At 70.4% G+C, this 13730-nt stretch carries 14 protein-coding genes; 7 read left to right on the forward strand and 7 right to left on the reverse strand.

Annotated elements, in window-relative coordinates:
- The first annotated feature begins 13 nt into the window (after nucleotides 1-13).
- The 6 genes from carD to ACY466_RS02645 all read left to right on the forward strand — a co-directional run bounded on the left by carD (nucleotide 14) and on the right by ACY466_RS02645 (nucleotide 4735).
- Nucleotides 14-502, forward strand: a complete 489-nt coding sequence (carD, locus tag ACY466_RS02620) for an RNA polymerase-binding transcription factor CarD (protein ID WP_462870553.1) — start codon at nucleotides 14-16, stop codon at nucleotides 500-502.
- An 11-nt stretch (nucleotides 503-513) separates the two neighbouring features.
- Nucleotides 514-1182, forward strand: a complete 669-nt coding sequence (gene ispD / locus ACY466_RS02625; RefSeq protein WP_463249618.1) for a 2-C-methyl-D-erythritol 4-phosphate cytidylyltransferase — start codon at nucleotides 514-516, stop codon at nucleotides 1180-1182.
- A gap of 16 nt (nucleotides 1183-1198) precedes the next feature.
- Entirely contained in the window at nucleotides 1199-1672 is a 474-nt protein-coding gene (gene ispF / locus ACY466_RS02630) for a 2-C-methyl-D-erythritol 2,4-cyclodiphosphate synthase (RefSeq protein WP_463249619.1), read from the forward strand.
- Nucleotides 1673-1725: 53 nt separating this feature from the next.
- The gene (gene cysS / locus ACY466_RS02635) at nucleotides 1726-3144 is read left to right on the forward strand and encodes a cysteine--tRNA ligase (protein ID WP_463249621.1); all 1419 of its coding nucleotides are present in this window, start codon (nucleotides 1726-1728) and stop codon (nucleotides 3142-3144) included.
- 3 nt (nucleotides 3145-3147) lie between these two features.
- On the forward strand, nucleotides 3148-4128 hold the full coding sequence (gene rlmB, locus ACY466_RS02640; protein WP_463249622.1) for a 23S rRNA (guanosine(2251)-2'-O)-methyltransferase RlmB: 981 nt from the start codon (nucleotides 3148-3150) through the stop codon (nucleotides 4126-4128).
- Between the two features lie 79 nt (nucleotides 4129-4207).
- Nucleotides 4208-4735 carry a dihydrofolate reductase family protein gene (locus ACY466_RS02645; RefSeq protein WP_463249624.1) on the forward strand — a complete coding sequence of 176 codons (528 nt, stop codon included), beginning with the start codon at nucleotides 4208-4210 and terminating at the stop codon, nucleotides 4733-4735.
- A 56-nt stretch (nucleotides 4736-4791) separates the two neighbouring features.
- Here ACY466_RS02645 and ACY466_RS02650 read toward each other — a convergent pair whose 3' ends face one another.
- The 6 genes from ACY466_RS02650 to ACY466_RS02675 all read right to left on the reverse strand — a co-directional run bounded on the left by ACY466_RS02650 (nucleotide 4792) and on the right by ACY466_RS02675 (nucleotide 9910).
- On the reverse strand, nucleotides 4792-5649 hold the full coding sequence (locus ACY466_RS02650) for a 5-oxoprolinase subunit C family protein (RefSeq protein WP_463249625.1): 858 nt from the start codon (nucleotides 5647-5649) through the stop codon (nucleotides 4792-4794).
- A 118-nt stretch (nucleotides 5650-5767) separates the two neighbouring features.
- Nucleotides 5768-6364 (reverse strand): 5-oxoprolinase subunit B family protein, encoded by a 597-nt coding sequence (locus ACY466_RS02655; protein WP_463252115.1) that lies wholly within the window; start codon nucleotides 6362-6364, stop codon nucleotides 5768-5770.
- 2 nt (nucleotides 6365-6366) lie between these two features.
- The gene (locus ACY466_RS02660) at nucleotides 6367-7122 is read right to left on the reverse strand and encodes a LamB/YcsF family protein (RefSeq protein ID WP_463249627.1); all 756 of its coding nucleotides are present in this window, start codon (nucleotides 7120-7122) and stop codon (nucleotides 6367-6369) included.
- Nucleotides 7123-8037, reverse strand: coding sequence for a metal ABC transporter permease (locus ACY466_RS02665; RefSeq protein WP_463249628.1), 915 nt, complete (start codon nucleotides 8035-8037; stop codon nucleotides 7123-7125).
- 1 nt (nucleotide 8038) lies between these two features.
- Nucleotides 8039-8881 (reverse strand): metal ABC transporter ATP-binding protein, encoded by an 843-nt coding sequence (locus ACY466_RS02670; protein ID WP_463249630.1) that lies wholly within the window; start codon nucleotides 8879-8881, stop codon nucleotides 8039-8041.
- On the reverse strand, nucleotides 8882-9910 hold the full coding sequence (locus tag ACY466_RS02675) for a metal ABC transporter solute-binding protein, Zn/Mn family (RefSeq protein ID WP_463249631.1): 1029 nt from the start codon (nucleotides 9908-9910) through the stop codon (nucleotides 8882-8884). It abuts the gene before it with no gap.
- A 128-nt stretch (nucleotides 9911-10038) separates the two neighbouring features.
- Between ACY466_RS02675 and ACY466_RS02680 the strand changes: the two genes are divergently transcribed.
- On the forward strand, nucleotides 10039-11127 hold the full coding sequence (locus ACY466_RS02680) for a LacI family DNA-binding transcriptional regulator (RefSeq protein ID WP_463249633.1): 1089 nt from the start codon (nucleotides 10039-10041) through the stop codon (nucleotides 11125-11127).
- A 39-nt stretch (nucleotides 11128-11166) separates the two neighbouring features.
- On the opposite strand, the gene otsB is transcribed toward ACY466_RS02680, so the two are convergent.
- Entirely contained in the window at nucleotides 11167-13722 is a 2556-nt protein-coding gene (gene otsB / locus ACY466_RS02685) for a trehalose-phosphatase (protein ID WP_463249634.1), read from the reverse strand.
- Between the last annotated feature and the right edge of the window lie 8 nt (nucleotides 13723-13730).

A 13730-nucleotide genomic window follows, 5' to 3' on the forward strand; every position in this document is an offset into this window, starting at 1 on the left:
GGGCACCGAACACATGATTTTCAAGGTCGGAGACACCGTCGTTTACCCGCACCACGGAGCGGCGTTGATCGAAGCAATCGAAACACGGACCATCAAGGGCGAGGCGAAGGAATACCTCGTTCTCAAGGTCGCACAGGGTGATCTCACCGTACGAGTTCCCGCCGACAACGCCGAGTACGTGGGCGTGCGGGACGTCGTGGGCCAGGAAGGCCTCGACAAGGTTTTCCAGGTGCTTCGGGCCCCGCACACCGAGGAGCCGACCAACTGGTCGCGCCGGTACAAGGCCAACCTCGAGAAGCTGGCGTCGGGCGATGTGAACAAGGTTGCCGAGGTCGTCCGCGATCTGTGGCGGCGCGAGCAGGATCGCGGCCTGTCGGCCGGCGAGAAGCGCATGCTGGCCAAGGCGCGTCAGATCCTCGTGGGCGAGCTCGCGCTGGCCGAGGGAACGGACGAGGCCAAGGCCGACACCATTCTCGACGAGGTCCTGGCCGCGGCTTCCTAGCCGAGAACTCGGTGACTGTCGCAGTCGCCCTGGTTCCGGCCGCCGGCCTCGGCACGCGCCTCGGGGAGCAGATTCCCAAGGCCTTCGTGACCCTGGCCGGTCGATCGTTGCTCGACTGGGCGTTGGACGGGCTCGTCTCCTCCGGCGCCCTCTCGCGCGTCGTGGTCATCGTGCCCGCCGATCTGGTGGATCGCACCCGTGACGCGGTGGCGTCGACGCCGATGGTCGACGTGGTGGCCGGCGGTGCCGAGCGCACCGATTCCGTTCGTGCCGGATTGCATCTGGCGGACGACGCGGATGTCGTGTTGGTGCACGACGCGGCGCGTTGTCTGACTCCGCCGTCGCTGATCACTCGCGTCGTGGACGCGGTCGCCGCCGGAGCCGACGCTGTCATTCCCGTCCTCCCCGTCGTCGACACCATCAAGTCCGTGGACCTTCGGGGTGCGGTGGTGGGCACGGTGGACCGGGACACGCTGCGTGCCGTGCAGACGCCTCAGGGGTTCGACGCGGAGGTCCTGCGCCGGGCCTACGCTGCGACTCCAGGCTCCGCCACGGACGACGCCGGCCTGGTCGAGCGGCTGGGTGTCACGGTGGTGACGGTTCCCGGGCACGCCGAGGCCTTCAAGATCACCACCCCGATGGACTTGATCCTCGCCCGCGCGATCGTCGCGGCGCGGTAGAGAAGGAGCACAGCGCATGCGCGTCGGAATCGGCTCGGACGTCCACCCCGTCGAAGTGGGCAGGCCGTGCTGGATCGCCGGACTGCTGTTCGAGGACGCCGACGGCTGCGCCGGGCACTCGGACGGCGACGTGGCCGCTCACGCCCTGTGCGACGCGCTGCTGTCCGCGGCGGGGCTGGGCGATCTGGGCTCCGTGTTCGGCACCGGCCGGCCCGAGTGGGACGGTGTCAGTGGAGCCACGATGCTCATGCACGTCCGGCAACTGTTGGGGGAGAACGGTTTCCGCGTCGGTAACGCTGCGGTGCAGGTGATCGGCAACCGACCCAAGATCGGACCGCGTCGTAGCGAGGCCCAGGCTCTGCTCACGAACATTCTGGGTGCGCCCGTGTCGGTCTCGGCCACCACCACCGACGGACTGGGGCTCACCGGCCGCGGCGAAGGGGTGGCGGCGATCGCCACGGCGCTCGTCCTGGACGGCGCCACCCCCTAGCCGCAGGCCGGGGTGGTCTCGACGGGAGTCTATCGACGGTAGGATCGAGCCCCGTGACCCTGCGCTTCTACGACACCGCGACCAGGTCCGTGCGAGATTTTGCTCCGCTGACCCCCGGACACGCCTCGGTGTACCTCTGTGGGGCAACCGTTCAGGGCGAACCCCACATCGGCCATGTCCGCAGCGGGGTGGCGTTCGACATCCTGCGGCGCTGGCTGGCCGCGAGCGGGTTCGACGTCGCCTTCGTTCGCAACGTCACCGACATCGACGACAAGATCCTGAACAAGGCCGCCGCTGCCGGCCGTCCGTGGTGGGAGTGGGCCGCGACCTTCGAGCGAGCCTTCTCCTCCGCGTACGACGCACTGGGCGTGCTGCCGCCGTCGGCGGAACCGCGGGCCACCGGCCACATCACCCAGATGGTCGAACTCATCACTCGGTTGATCGACGCGGGTCACGCCTACGCCGCGGCCGGCGACGTGTACTTCGACGTGCAGAGCTACGCGAGCTACGGCGCACTGTCCGGGCACAAGCTCGACGACGTGCACCAGGGTGAGAGTGTGGCCGAGGGCAAGCGCGATCCGCGGGACTTCACCCTGTGGAAGTCGGCCAAGCCGGGGGAGCCGTCGTGGCCGACGCCGTGGGGTCGGGGCCGGCCGGGGTGGCACATCGAGTGCTCCGCCATGGCCGAGGCGTACCTGGGCAGTGCTTTCGACATCCATTGCGGCGGTTTGGATCTGGTGTTCCCGCACCACGAGAACGAACTCGCTCAGTCACGTGCGGCCGGAGACGGGTTCGCCCAGTACTGGTTGCACAACGGTTGGGTCACCATGAGCGGCGAGAAGATGTCGAAGTCGCTCGGCAACGTCGTCTCGATCCCCAACATGCTGGGTACCGTTCGCCCGCAGGAACTTCGGTACTACCTCGGTAGTGCGCACTACCGGTCGATGCTCGAGTACTCGGAGGCGGCGCTGCTCGAGGCGGCGTCGGCGTATCGGACCGTCGAGGCGTTCGTGACCCGGACGGCCGAGCGTGCCGGGGAGGTGCCCGTCGGAGAGTGGACGGACGCCTTCGCCGCGGCGATGAACGACGATCTCTCGGTTCCCAAGGCACTGGCCGAGATTCACGGTCGACGCCGCGACGGGAACACCGCCCTCGCGGCGGGCGACCTGGACGCGGCCGTCACGGCGGCGTCCTCCATCCGGGCGATGGCGGGCGTGCTCGGCGTCGACCCGCTCGACGCGCACTGGGCGACGGGGTCGTCCGATGCGTCCGACGCGCGGGCGGCGCTGGACTTCCTCATCGCCGACGATCTCGAACTACGCGCATCCGCGAAAGCGGGCAAGGATTGGCCGACGGCCGATCGCATTCGTGACCGGCTCGCCCACGCGGGCGTGGAGGTCACCGACACCCCGAGCGGCCCCGAGTGGTCGGTCGGACAACCGGCGCCTCGCGCGCCAGAGCGCACGGAGTAACTCATGGCAGGCAATTCAGCTCGGCGCGGCGCAGTCCGCAAGTCCGGTACCAAGAAGGGCCAGGTCATCGGGTCCGGCGGTAAGCGCACCAAGGGACTCGAGGGCCGCGGCGCGACGCCGCCGGCATCGGAGCGCACCAAGCATCCCGCGGCTCGCAAGGCGCGTCACGCGGAGAAGATCGCGGGCAGTGGCGGCGGCGGTCGCGGTCCCGGCGGCGGTCGTCCCCCGGTGCGCAAGACCGAGGACGGTCCCGAGAACGTGTTGGGCCGCAACCCGGTGCTCGAGTGCCTGCGCGCCGGGGTTCCGGCGACGGCGCTCTACGTGGCCATCGGCACCGAGTCCGACGAGCGTCTGAAGGAGAGCGTCCAGCTCGCCGCCGAGGCCGGGATCTCGATCCTCGAGGTCTCGCGCACCGATCTGGACCGGATGAGCGCCAACGGCATGCACCAGGGCATCGGGCTCCAGGTGCCGCCGTACCGCTACGCGCACCCGGACGATCTGCTCGCCCAGGCGCGCCAGCATCAGGAGCCGCCGCTGCTGGTCGCGCTCGACAACATCTCCGATCCCCGCAACCTCGGCGCCGTCGTGCGGTCCGTGGCGGCGTTCGGCGGGCACGGTGTGGTCATCCCGCAGCGTCGCAGCGCCAGCGTCTCGGCCGTCGCGTGGCGCACCAGCGCCGGTGCCGCCGCTCGGCTCCCCATCGCTCGGGCCACCAATCTCACGCGGACGCTGAAGGATTGGGCCGACAAGGGTGTACAGGTGGTGGGACTCGACGCCGAGGGTGACACCTCGCTCGACGAGTTCGACGGAACCGGGCCCGTCGTGGTGGTCGTCGGCTCCGAGGGCAAGGGCCTGTCGCGGTTGGTGCGCGAGACCTGCGACAACATCCTGTCGATCCCCATGGCCGGACCGGTGGAGTCGTTGAACGCCTCCGTCGCCGCCGGTGTGGTGCTGGCCGACATCGCGCGGAGCCGTCGGGCGTAGCTCCGGGCGAATCGTGGACGTCTGCGCCCGCTCGGCGGGTGTGGAGGTCCACGATCGTCGTCTCGGCTAGCGTCGATCCATGACCCGGACGACGTACTACACGGCGACCTCGCTCGACGGGTTCCTCGCCGACTCCGACGACTCCCTCGACTGGCTCTTCACGCAGCAGCAGGACGAGAACGGGCCGATGAACTACGGCGCCTTCATCGCCGACATCGGGGCTCTGGTGATGGGAGCGACCACGTACCGCTGGGTCCTCGATCACGCGGCGGAGACCGGCGCCGGGTGGGAGTACGACGTCCCCGCCTGGGTGTGCACGCATCGAGAGTTCCCCGCGACGGACGAGGACGTGCGGTTCGTGCACGGTGACGTCGCGTCGTTCGTCGACCGCATCGTCGAGTCCGCGGGCGGCAAGGACGTCTGGATCGTCGGGGGCGGTGACCTGGCCGCGCAGTTCGCCGAGGCCGGGCACCTCGATCGCGTGATCGTCTACATCGCTCCGGTGACGCTGGGGTCGGGGCGTCCGCTGCTGCCGCGGCGGTTCGACCTGCGCCTGGTCGACGTCGCGCGGAACGGGGACTTCGTGTGCGTGGAGTACGGCCTGTGATCGCCGAGCGAATCGTGGACATCCACACCCGCTGAGCGGGCGCAGACGTCCACGATTCAGCGCCACACGAACCGCACCACCGTCCCGGGCGCACACTGCGCGGCCCGGTGCACGTCGGCCTCGGCGACGACGGCGCTCACCGGATAACCCCCGGTGAGCGGGTGATCCGCGAGGAAGACCACGGGTGACCCGTCGGGCGGAACCTGGATCGCACCGCGCACCATGCCCTCGCTGGGGAGCTCGTCGGTTCGCGATCGCACCAGGGCCTCGTCGCCGGTCAGCCGCATCCCGACGCGATCGGTGTCTGTGGACACCGTCCAGCTCTGTTCGACGAGCGCCCGACGACTCCGAGCGGTGAATCGGTCCGCGCGGGGGCCGGGAAGGATGCGCAGCTCCGGCGCGCGCTCGGTGGCGTCCGCACGGTAGGGATCGAGGTCCGCGGCCGGCCACTCCTCCGAGCGATCCCCGACGGGAACGGTGTCGCCGACGGTGAGCGGCGGCGGACCGAGGCGAGCGAGGGTGTCGTAGGAGCGGCTGCCCAGGACCGGCTCGACCCCGATCCCGCCGCGCACCGCGAGGTACGTCCGCAGGCCTCGGGGCTCGAGGGTCAGGACGGCGCCGGGTCCCACGGCGATACCGACGCCGCGGGCGTGCTCCACCCCGTCCACCGTCACCCGTCCGGGAGCGCCGGCCACCGCGACGTAGAGGTCGCCGCGGGCGCGCACGGTCAGCCCACCGAACGTCACTTCGAGGGTCGCGGCATCGGGATCGTTGCCCACCAACCGGTTGGCGGCGTCGTGCGAGACCTCGTCCGCGGCGCCGGAGCGGCCCACCCCGACGGCGGAGAATCCGAACCGTCCGCGGTCCTGCACCGTGGTGAGTGGGCCCGTCGCGAGGACGTCGAGTGCGGTCATGGCGATCCGCACCGGTTGTCGCAGGCGGACACACCCTGCAGTGCGCTGGAACGGGTGTGCGGCCTCGAGAAAGGGTGCGGATCGGAGCCGCACCCACCGCACCAGCCGCACCCACCGCTCACGCCCGCTCCACGAATCGCACCCGCGTCCCCGCCGCGACGAGCGCCGGGGGATCGCGGTCGACGTCCCACAGCGGGGCGTCGGTGGTGCCGATCAGCTGCCACCCGCCGGGCGACGCGGACGGGTACACGCCCGAGAACTCCCCCGCGAGCCCGACGCTTCCCGCGGGAACCGACGTGCGCGGGGTGTCGCGGCGGGGCACGCGAAGTCGAGTGTCGCCGCCGACCAGATACGCGAAGCCCGGCGCGAACCCGCAGAACGCGGCCGTCCACGCCTGCGCGGTGTGCGCGGCGACCACCTGATCGCGGGTGAGACCCGTGGCCGCGCAGACGTCCTCGAGATCGGGTCCGTCGTAGGTCACGGCGATCTCCACCGTCGACGACGCGGTGCCCACGGTGCCCGGCGGCGTGCGACGCATCCAGGCTTCCACTCGGGCGGGTTCGGTCGACGACGAGAACCGCACCAGAACGGTGCGGGCCGCGGGGATCACGTCGAGCACGCCGGCTGTGCCGTCCACCCACCCGGCGTGGTGTGCGGCGACCTCGTGGACGTCGTCGAACTCCGCCAGCAGCGCGCGGTCGCCGAACGGCAGGATTCTCACGAGACGAACGCCGCCGGAACGATGCCGGCCTGCCGCAACCGCGCGCGCACCGCCTCGGCCATCTGCACGGCGGCCGGGGTGTCCCCGTGCAGGCACACCGATTCGGCGTCGACCCGCACCACCGATCCGTCGACGGCCTCGATCTCTCCGCTCGTGACCAGCCGCAGCACGCGGTCCGCCACGTCGTCGACGTCGGTCAGCACCGCGCCGGGTTCGCGCCGCGAGACCAGCGTGCCCTCGGGGAGGTAGGCGCGATCGGCGAAGGCTTCGGGAACGGTCCGTAGTCCGAGCTCGGCGGCGACGTCGAAGAACGCGGAGCCGGGGAGGCCCAGCACGGGCAGTCCGGGGTCGTAGTCGCGCACCGCGGTCGCCACCGCCCGGGCCTGCGCCTCGTGGTGCACGATCGTGTTGTACAGCGCCCCATGGGGTTTGACGTAGGCAACGGCCGAGCCGACGGTCTGCGCGAGCCCGTCGAGCGCGCCGATCTGGTAGACGACGTCGGCGTACAGATCGTCCGATGCCATGTCGATGAAGCGCCGCCCGAACCCCGCGAGGTCGCGGTAGCCGACCTGCGCCCCGATCCGCACCCCGTTCTCCGCCGCCGCGCGGCACGTGGTCAGCAAGGTCGCGGGGTCACCCGCGTGAAAGCCGCACGCCACGTTCGCGCTGGTGACGAGCTGCAGCATCGCGGCGTCGTCACCGAGGGTCCAGGTGCCGAATCCCTCGCCCAGATCACTGTTCAGGTCGACCATTCACGCCAGGGTAGTTTCCGGCGCGGACGATGTCCGTCCGGTACCGCGCCGATCCCCGCCGCGCTTGTCCCCACCGCGCCGACCGATCACCCGGCACACCAGGTAGATCACGAACGAGATGGTGGTGACGAACGTCGACACCGGCACACCGGGCGCGAGGGAGAGCAGGATGCCGCCGACGGCCGCGACCTCGGCGAAGATCACCGACAGCACGGTGGCCCGCACCGGGTTCGCGGTGACCCGCGACGCGGCGGCGGCCGGGGTGATGAGCAGGGCCAGCACCAACAGGGCGCCGACGATCTGCACGCCGATCGCACAGGCGATGCCGACCAGTACGGCGAAGACGATGGACAGCTTCCGCATCGGGACGCCGCGGGCCTCGGCGCCCTCGGGGTCGGTGCTCGCGAACAGCAGAGGTCGGTAGACGACGAACAGCACCGCGATCACCATCACCGAGACGCCGACGAGCAGCCCCAGCCCGGTGCTGCCGACGCCGACGATCTGCCCCACGAGCAGCGAGAAACTGGTGCCGGTGCGGCCGGGATAGGCCCACAGGAACAGCACCGCCAGCCCCAGTCCGAAGCTCATGACGACGCCGATCACCGAATCGCGTTCGCGGGCACGCCGACCGAGCACCGCGAACAGGACGGCCGCGACCACCGACCCCATGATCGCGCCGATACCCACCGACAATCCCACGAGCAGCGCGGCTGAGGCGCCGGTCAACGACAATTCCGACGAGCCGTGCACGGCGAACGACCACTGCCGACTCACGATCAGCGGCCCCAGAATGCCGGCCAGCAGACCCAGCAGCGCCGCGGCGATCAGGGCCTGCTGGACGAAGTCGTACGTCAGCAGGTTCGCCGTGGTCTCGAAGTCGAAGATCCGACTCAGGGCGTCGAGCATCTTGTCCATGTCAGTCCCGGTTCGGCTCGTCGAGATGGTGGGTGCCCTCGCCCGGTCGGACGCCGCCCGCACTGCCGAGCGCGTCCATGGCGTCGCCGGTGCCGACGACCACGAGGCGACCGCGCACGCGGAGCACCTCCACCTCGGTGTCGTACAACTCGGAGAGCACCTCGCTCGTCATGACCTCGTCGGTGCTGCCGATGCGGAACTTGCCGTCGACCAGGTACACGATGCGATCGACGATCGGCAGGATCGGGTTGATCTCGTGCGTGACGAACACGACGGCGGTGCCGTGGCTGCGTCGACGCTGATCGATGAGGTGCGCGACGATCTGTTGGTTCGCCATGTCGAGGCTCAGCAGCGGTTCGTCGCACAGCAGTACGTCGGGGTTGCCGACGAGGGCCTGGGCGACCCGGAGCCGCTGCTGCTCGCCACCGCTCAGCTGCCCCAGGGGAGCGTCGGCGAAGTCGGCGGCGCCCACCGAGGCGAGGGCGGCGTCGACGGCGTCGCGTCGGGCCCGTCGACCGCGGAAACCGATGCCCCAGGTGTGGCCGTCCCACCCGAGCCCGACGAAGTCGCGGCCGCGCAGCGGAACCGACTCGTCGATGGCCTTCTGTTGCGGGATGTACCCGACGGACGAGCCGCCCGCCGTCACCGGGGCCCCGCCGATCTCCACGACGCCGGAGGTGAGCTCGTTCTGTCCCAGCAGCACCTTCAGCAGCGACGTCTTGCCCGAGCCGTTGGGGCCCAGAACGGCGACGAACTCACCGGCGGCGACGGACAGATCCAGATCCGACCACAGAACGCGGTCACCGAAGGCCAGCGTGGCGCCGGCCAGACGAACGGACGTCACCTAGCTCGTCACGCCGAGAGCGTCGGCGAGCGACTGTGCGGCGTCCTTCTGCCAGGTGACGTAGTCCGTGTCGGCGGGCAGGGTCTCGGTGACCTCGACGACGGGGACGTCGTTGCTCTCCGCGGTCGCGCGGATGTCCGAGGTGACGGCATCCTCGGTCTGGGTGTTGTAGACCAGGACCTCGACCTCGCGGTCGGTGAACAGGTCGCGCGTCGCGGCGATCGAGGCAGGGGAGGGATCGTTGCCCTCCTCGATGGCGTCGACGAAGTCGTCCGGCGTCAGGCTGCGCAGTCCGGCGGCCTCGAGCAGGTAGTGCGCGATCGGTTCGGTCTGCGCCACCGGGGCGTCGGGGCGCTGCTCGGCGATGCGGTCGGTGATATCGGTGATCTCGTGCACGCTGTCGTGGAACGCCTCGGCGTTGTCGGTGTAGTACTGCGCGTTGTCCGGGTCGATCGCACCGAGCTCGGACGCGATGGCCTCGGCGGTGGCGGCGGCGACCTCGGGGTCGTACCAGACGTGCTCGTTGGGTCCGGAGTGGTCGTGGCCGTGGTCGTCGCCCGCCTCGTCACTGTGACCGGCCTCGTCGTCCGAGTGCGTCTCGTCCGAATGGGCTTCGTCCGAATGGGTCTCGTCGTCGCTGTGCCCGCTCTCGCCCAGCAGCGAGTACGCGTCCACGCTGGGGGTATCGGCGCCCGCGTCGAGGATGTCGTCGACGAACTCGTCGTATCCGCCGCCGTTGTAGACCACCAGCGATGCCTCGGTGATCGCGGCGGCGTCGGCGGGACTCGCCTCGTACGAGTGGGGGTCCGCGGACGGGTCCTCGATGATCGACTGCACCGTGGCGCGGTCTCCCACGACGGCCTCGGCGACGCTGCCCCACACGTTGGTCGAGGCCACCACGACGGGGAGGCCGTCGCTGCCGGCCGCGCTCGCCGTGTCGTCGGAACTGCACCCGACGAGGGCCGTGGCCGTCACCGCGGCGAGGCCGAGCGTGGTGATGATCCGTCCGCGACGGATGGGTGTGGACACGGCGATCTCCTCGTGTGGACTGCGGGTTGTGCCCCTAATGTTAATGGGAACCGTTACCAGCCCCTAATCGGGCGAACGGTCCGGTGCACTCGGCTGCGCTGGATCGGTTCAGCGGCTACCGTCGTCCCATGTCGAGGTCCCCGGAACCACGCAGGATGGCCACCCTGGCGTCGCTGGCCGCGGAGCTCAACGTCTCCCGCACCACGGTGTCCAACGCGTACAACCGTCCGGACCAACTCTCGCCCGAGATGCGCGAGCGCGTTCTCGGCGCCGCCAAGGCGCGGGGTTATCCGGGGCCCGATCCGGTGGCCCGTTCGCTGCGCACCCGACGCGCGGGGGCCGTGGGGTTGGTGCTCACCGAGGCCCTGAGCTACTCCTTCAGTGATCCGGCCGCCATCGGCTTTCTCACGGGCCTGGCCGAATCGTGCGAGAGCGTCGGGCGTGGGCTGCTGTTGATCCCGGCCGGCCCGGTGTCCACTCCCGAGGAGGCCGCGGCCGTGGTGCAGCAGGCCGGGGTCGACGCGTTCGTCGTCTATTCCGTCTCCGACGACGATCCGCATCTGACGGCCGTCCGGGACCGTCACCTGCCGACGGTGGTGTGCGATCAGCCTCGCGACGTGGAGGGCACCTCGCTGGTGGGGATCGACGATCGCCGGGCCATGCGGGAGCTGACGGACCACGTGCTGGCGCAGGGCCACCGCCGAATCGCCGTGCTGTGCATGCGATTACGACGCGATCGTCACGACGGTCCGGTGAGTGCGGAGCGGATGGACTCGGTGACGTTCCACGTTCAGCGGGAGCGGATCGCCGGCATCCGGGACGCGATGAGTGCCGCGGGGCTCGCACCGGAGTTCGAGGTGATCGAGCGGTTCGAGCACACGCGCGGCGCGGGCCGATCGGCCGCCGTGCAGGCGATGACCGCGCAGCCCGATGTGACCGCGCTCCTGTGCACGTCGGACGTCCTGGCGCTCGGGGCGCTCGATCATCTGACGGCGCAGGGCATCCGGGTGCCGGACGACATGTCGGTCACCGGGTTCGACGGTATCGCCGAAGCTTCCCGCGTGGGGCTGACCACCGTGCGGCAGCCCGTCGTGGAGAAGGGGCGGCTGGTGGGCGAGCTGGTGCTCGGCGGTTCGCACTCGGGAGTCGAACGTACCGAGCACCTTCCGACGCAGTTCCTGATCGGCGAGACGGTCGGCCCGGTCGCGATCCCCTGAGTCCCGGGCCCCGAGTCCCGACCCCCCGAGTCCCGCCCGTCAGTTCGCGGCGAGGAGCTGCGCGCACCGCAGCAGCCCGAGGTGGCTGTAGGCCTGCGGGTGGTTGCCCAGCGATCGTTCGGCCACAGGGTCGTACTCCTCGCTGAGCAGCCCGGTGGGTCCCGCCGCGGCGACGAGCTGCGCGAACAGCGCCTCGGCCGGAAGCCGTTGCCCGATCAGCAGATACGCCTCGACCAGCCACGCCGCGCAGAGGTGGAAGCCGCCCTCGCCGCCGGGGAGCCCGTCGTCGTGGTGGTAGCGGTAGACGGTCGCGCCGCTGCGCAGCTCCGCTTCGGTGGCCACGACGGTGGCGGCGAAGCGGGGGTCGTCGGCGTCGATGAGTCCGGACAGTCCGATGTGCAGCGTGGCCGCGTCGAGATCGGTGCCGCCGTACGCCGCGGTGTAGGACTGCGCTTCCTCGCTCCACCCCTTGTCGAGCACCTGCGCGCGGATGACGTCACGCAGGGTGCGCCATCCCGGTTGTGCTTCGCGCCCGAAGGATTCGGCCAGGGTGAGAGCGCGGTCGACGGTCAGCCAGCACATCACCTTGGAGTAGACGTGGTGGCGGGGGTTGCCGCGGATTTCCCAGATGCCGTTGTCCGGCTCGGACCAGCGGCGCTCGACGGCTTCGACCATCGCGCACACCAGATTCCAGTCCGCGTCGGTGAGAATCTCGGTGTTCTCGGTGGAGCCGGCGCGCACGCGACTGTGCGCCAGGGTGGAGATCAGATCGACGATGGGGCCGAAGACGTCCAACTGCACCTGCTGGTTGGCGGCGTTGCCCACGCGGACCGGGCGTGATCCGGCGTAGCCCGGCAGCGAGTCGATGACGGCTTCGGGCGGAAGCGACTGTCCCCACAGGGTGTACAGCGGGTGCAGCCGTTCGGGGCTCGGCACCGTGGCGAGAACGTCGTGCACCCACAACAGGTAGTTCTCGGCCTCGCTCAGTGAACCCAGGTTCACCAGAGCCGACGCGGTGAGGGCGGCGTCGCGCAGCCAGCAGTAGCGGTAGTCCCAGTTGCGGACGCCGCCGATCTCCTCGGGGAGCGAGGTGGTGGCCGCGGCCATGATGGATCCCGAGTCGGCGTGCACCAGTCCACGCAGCGTCAGCGCCGAGCGCTTCATGAGATCGGGCTTGAGCTGGGGCAGCGTGAGCGAGGCCGCCCAATCGTGCCAGTACGACTCCGCGAGGGCGCGACGCTCCTTCTCGGGAACCGGCGATGGTCCGAGATCGTCGGTGCCGCATCGCAGTTCGAGAACCACGGGTCCGTCCGACGGGTCGATCTCGGCGCGAGCGATGTCCTGTCCGGCCTCGTTGCTCACGGTCCAGGTGACGCCGGGGGACCGCAGCACCAGGGGATCGTTGGTGCCGAGCACCTCGATGCCGTCGTCCTCGAGCTGCAGGCGCACGCGCGCCTGGCCGAACTCCGGACGCGGTGCGAAGACCACGACGGCCTTGGCCTTGCCGGTGATGACGCGGGTGAAGTCCGTGCGGTCCGGTGTCACGTCGTGCGCGAGGTAGTCGTTGACCTCGAGGCTGGCCCAGCGGGTCTGCACGGTCATGGTGCTGTCGACGTATCGCTGACTCAGCGGCAACGACGGTTTGGCGGGCCCGACGGTGAAGTGGCCCGCCTCGTCCCCGCCGAGGAGGTGCGCGAACATCGCGGCCGAATCGGGTTCCGGGTGGCACATCCACGTCAGCCCGGCCTCGGGGGTGAGCAGAGCGACCGAACGCGGGCTGGCCAGCATCGTCAGCCGTTCGATGCGCGGGGCGTGGGCACCGGAGAGCCAGGTACGACGCTCCTCGAGCAGGAAGGCGAGGGCGGCGGCGACCTGCTCGGTGCTGTCGACGTGGTAGCCGGCGAGGGTGTCGCCGGGACCGACCTTGACTCCGATGTCCGGGCCGTGGAGGCGTCGGAAAGCCTTCTCGTCGGTGACGTCGTCGCCGAAGAACACCGCCGCGGAGGCGCCGCCCTGATGGCGGAGGATGTCGAGCGCCTGCCCCTTGTCGGTGACGATGACGGCGAGCTCGATGACCGACTTGCCCTCGGTGACCTGGACGCCGTCCCAGTTGGCGGCGCCGGTGCGCACTTCGTCGAGGGCACGGGCGCCGTCTTCGGGGGACGCGTTGCGCACGTGCAGGGCGGCGCTCGCGGGCTTCGTCTCGACGGTGATGTTCGCACCGCGCGCGGCGACGGCCTCGAGTTCGGTGACGATCGAGCGCAGCAGGTCGGTGGCCTCGCTGCCCAGCTCGGTGACGAACCCGGCGTCGAACTCGGACCCGTGGCTGCCGACGAGCTGAACCTCCACGGGCAGGCGCGAGAGGATCGCGAGATCGCGCAGCGCGCGACCGGAGATGACCGCGGCGCTGGTTCCGTCGAGAGAGGCGAGGGCACGCAGGGCGGCGACCGACTCGGGTATGGGAAACGCCTTCTGCGGGTCGGACACGATGGGGGCCATCGTGCCGTCGTAATCCGACGCCACGAGCAGCCGCGGAACTCGGGCGACTCCCACCAGGGCGCGGCGTAATTCGACAGGCAGATCCACAGCACTCACGTGTCACA

It is taken from the genome of Rhodococcus sp. K11/5 (genome assembly GCF_055193735.1).

Bases quoted from the DNA above. Each gene is read 5' to 3' on its own strand.
- ACY466_RS02665 (WP_463249628.1), bottom strand. From the start codon at position 8,037: ATGGACAAGATGCTCGACGCCCTGAGTCGGATCTTCGACTTCGAGACC.
- rlmB (WP_463249622.1), top strand. From the start codon at position 3,148: ATGGCAGGCAATTCAGCTCGGCGCGGCGCAGTCCGCAAGTCCGGTACC.
- ispF (WP_463249619.1), top strand. From the start codon at position 1,199: ATGCGCGTCGGAATCGGCTCGGACGTCCACCCCGTCGAAGTGGGCAGG.
- ACY466_RS02660 (WP_463249627.1), bottom strand. From the start codon at position 7,122: ATGGTCGACCTGAACAGTGATCTGGGCGAGGGATTCGGCACCTGGACC.
- ACY466_RS02680 (WP_463249633.1), top strand. From the start codon at position 10,039: ATGTCGAGGTCCCCGGAACCACGCAGGATGGCCACCCTGGCGTCGCTG.
- carD (WP_462870553.1), top strand. From the start codon at position 14: ATGATTTTCAAGGTCGGAGACACCGTCGTTTACCCGCACCACGGAGCG.
- ACY466_RS02650 (WP_463249625.1), bottom strand. From the start codon at position 5,649: ATGACCGCACTCGACGTCCTCGCGACGGGCCCACTCACCACGGTGCAG.
- ACY466_RS02645 (WP_463249624.1), top strand. From the start codon at position 4,208: ATGACCCGGACGACGTACTACACGGCGACCTCGCTCGACGGGTTCCTC.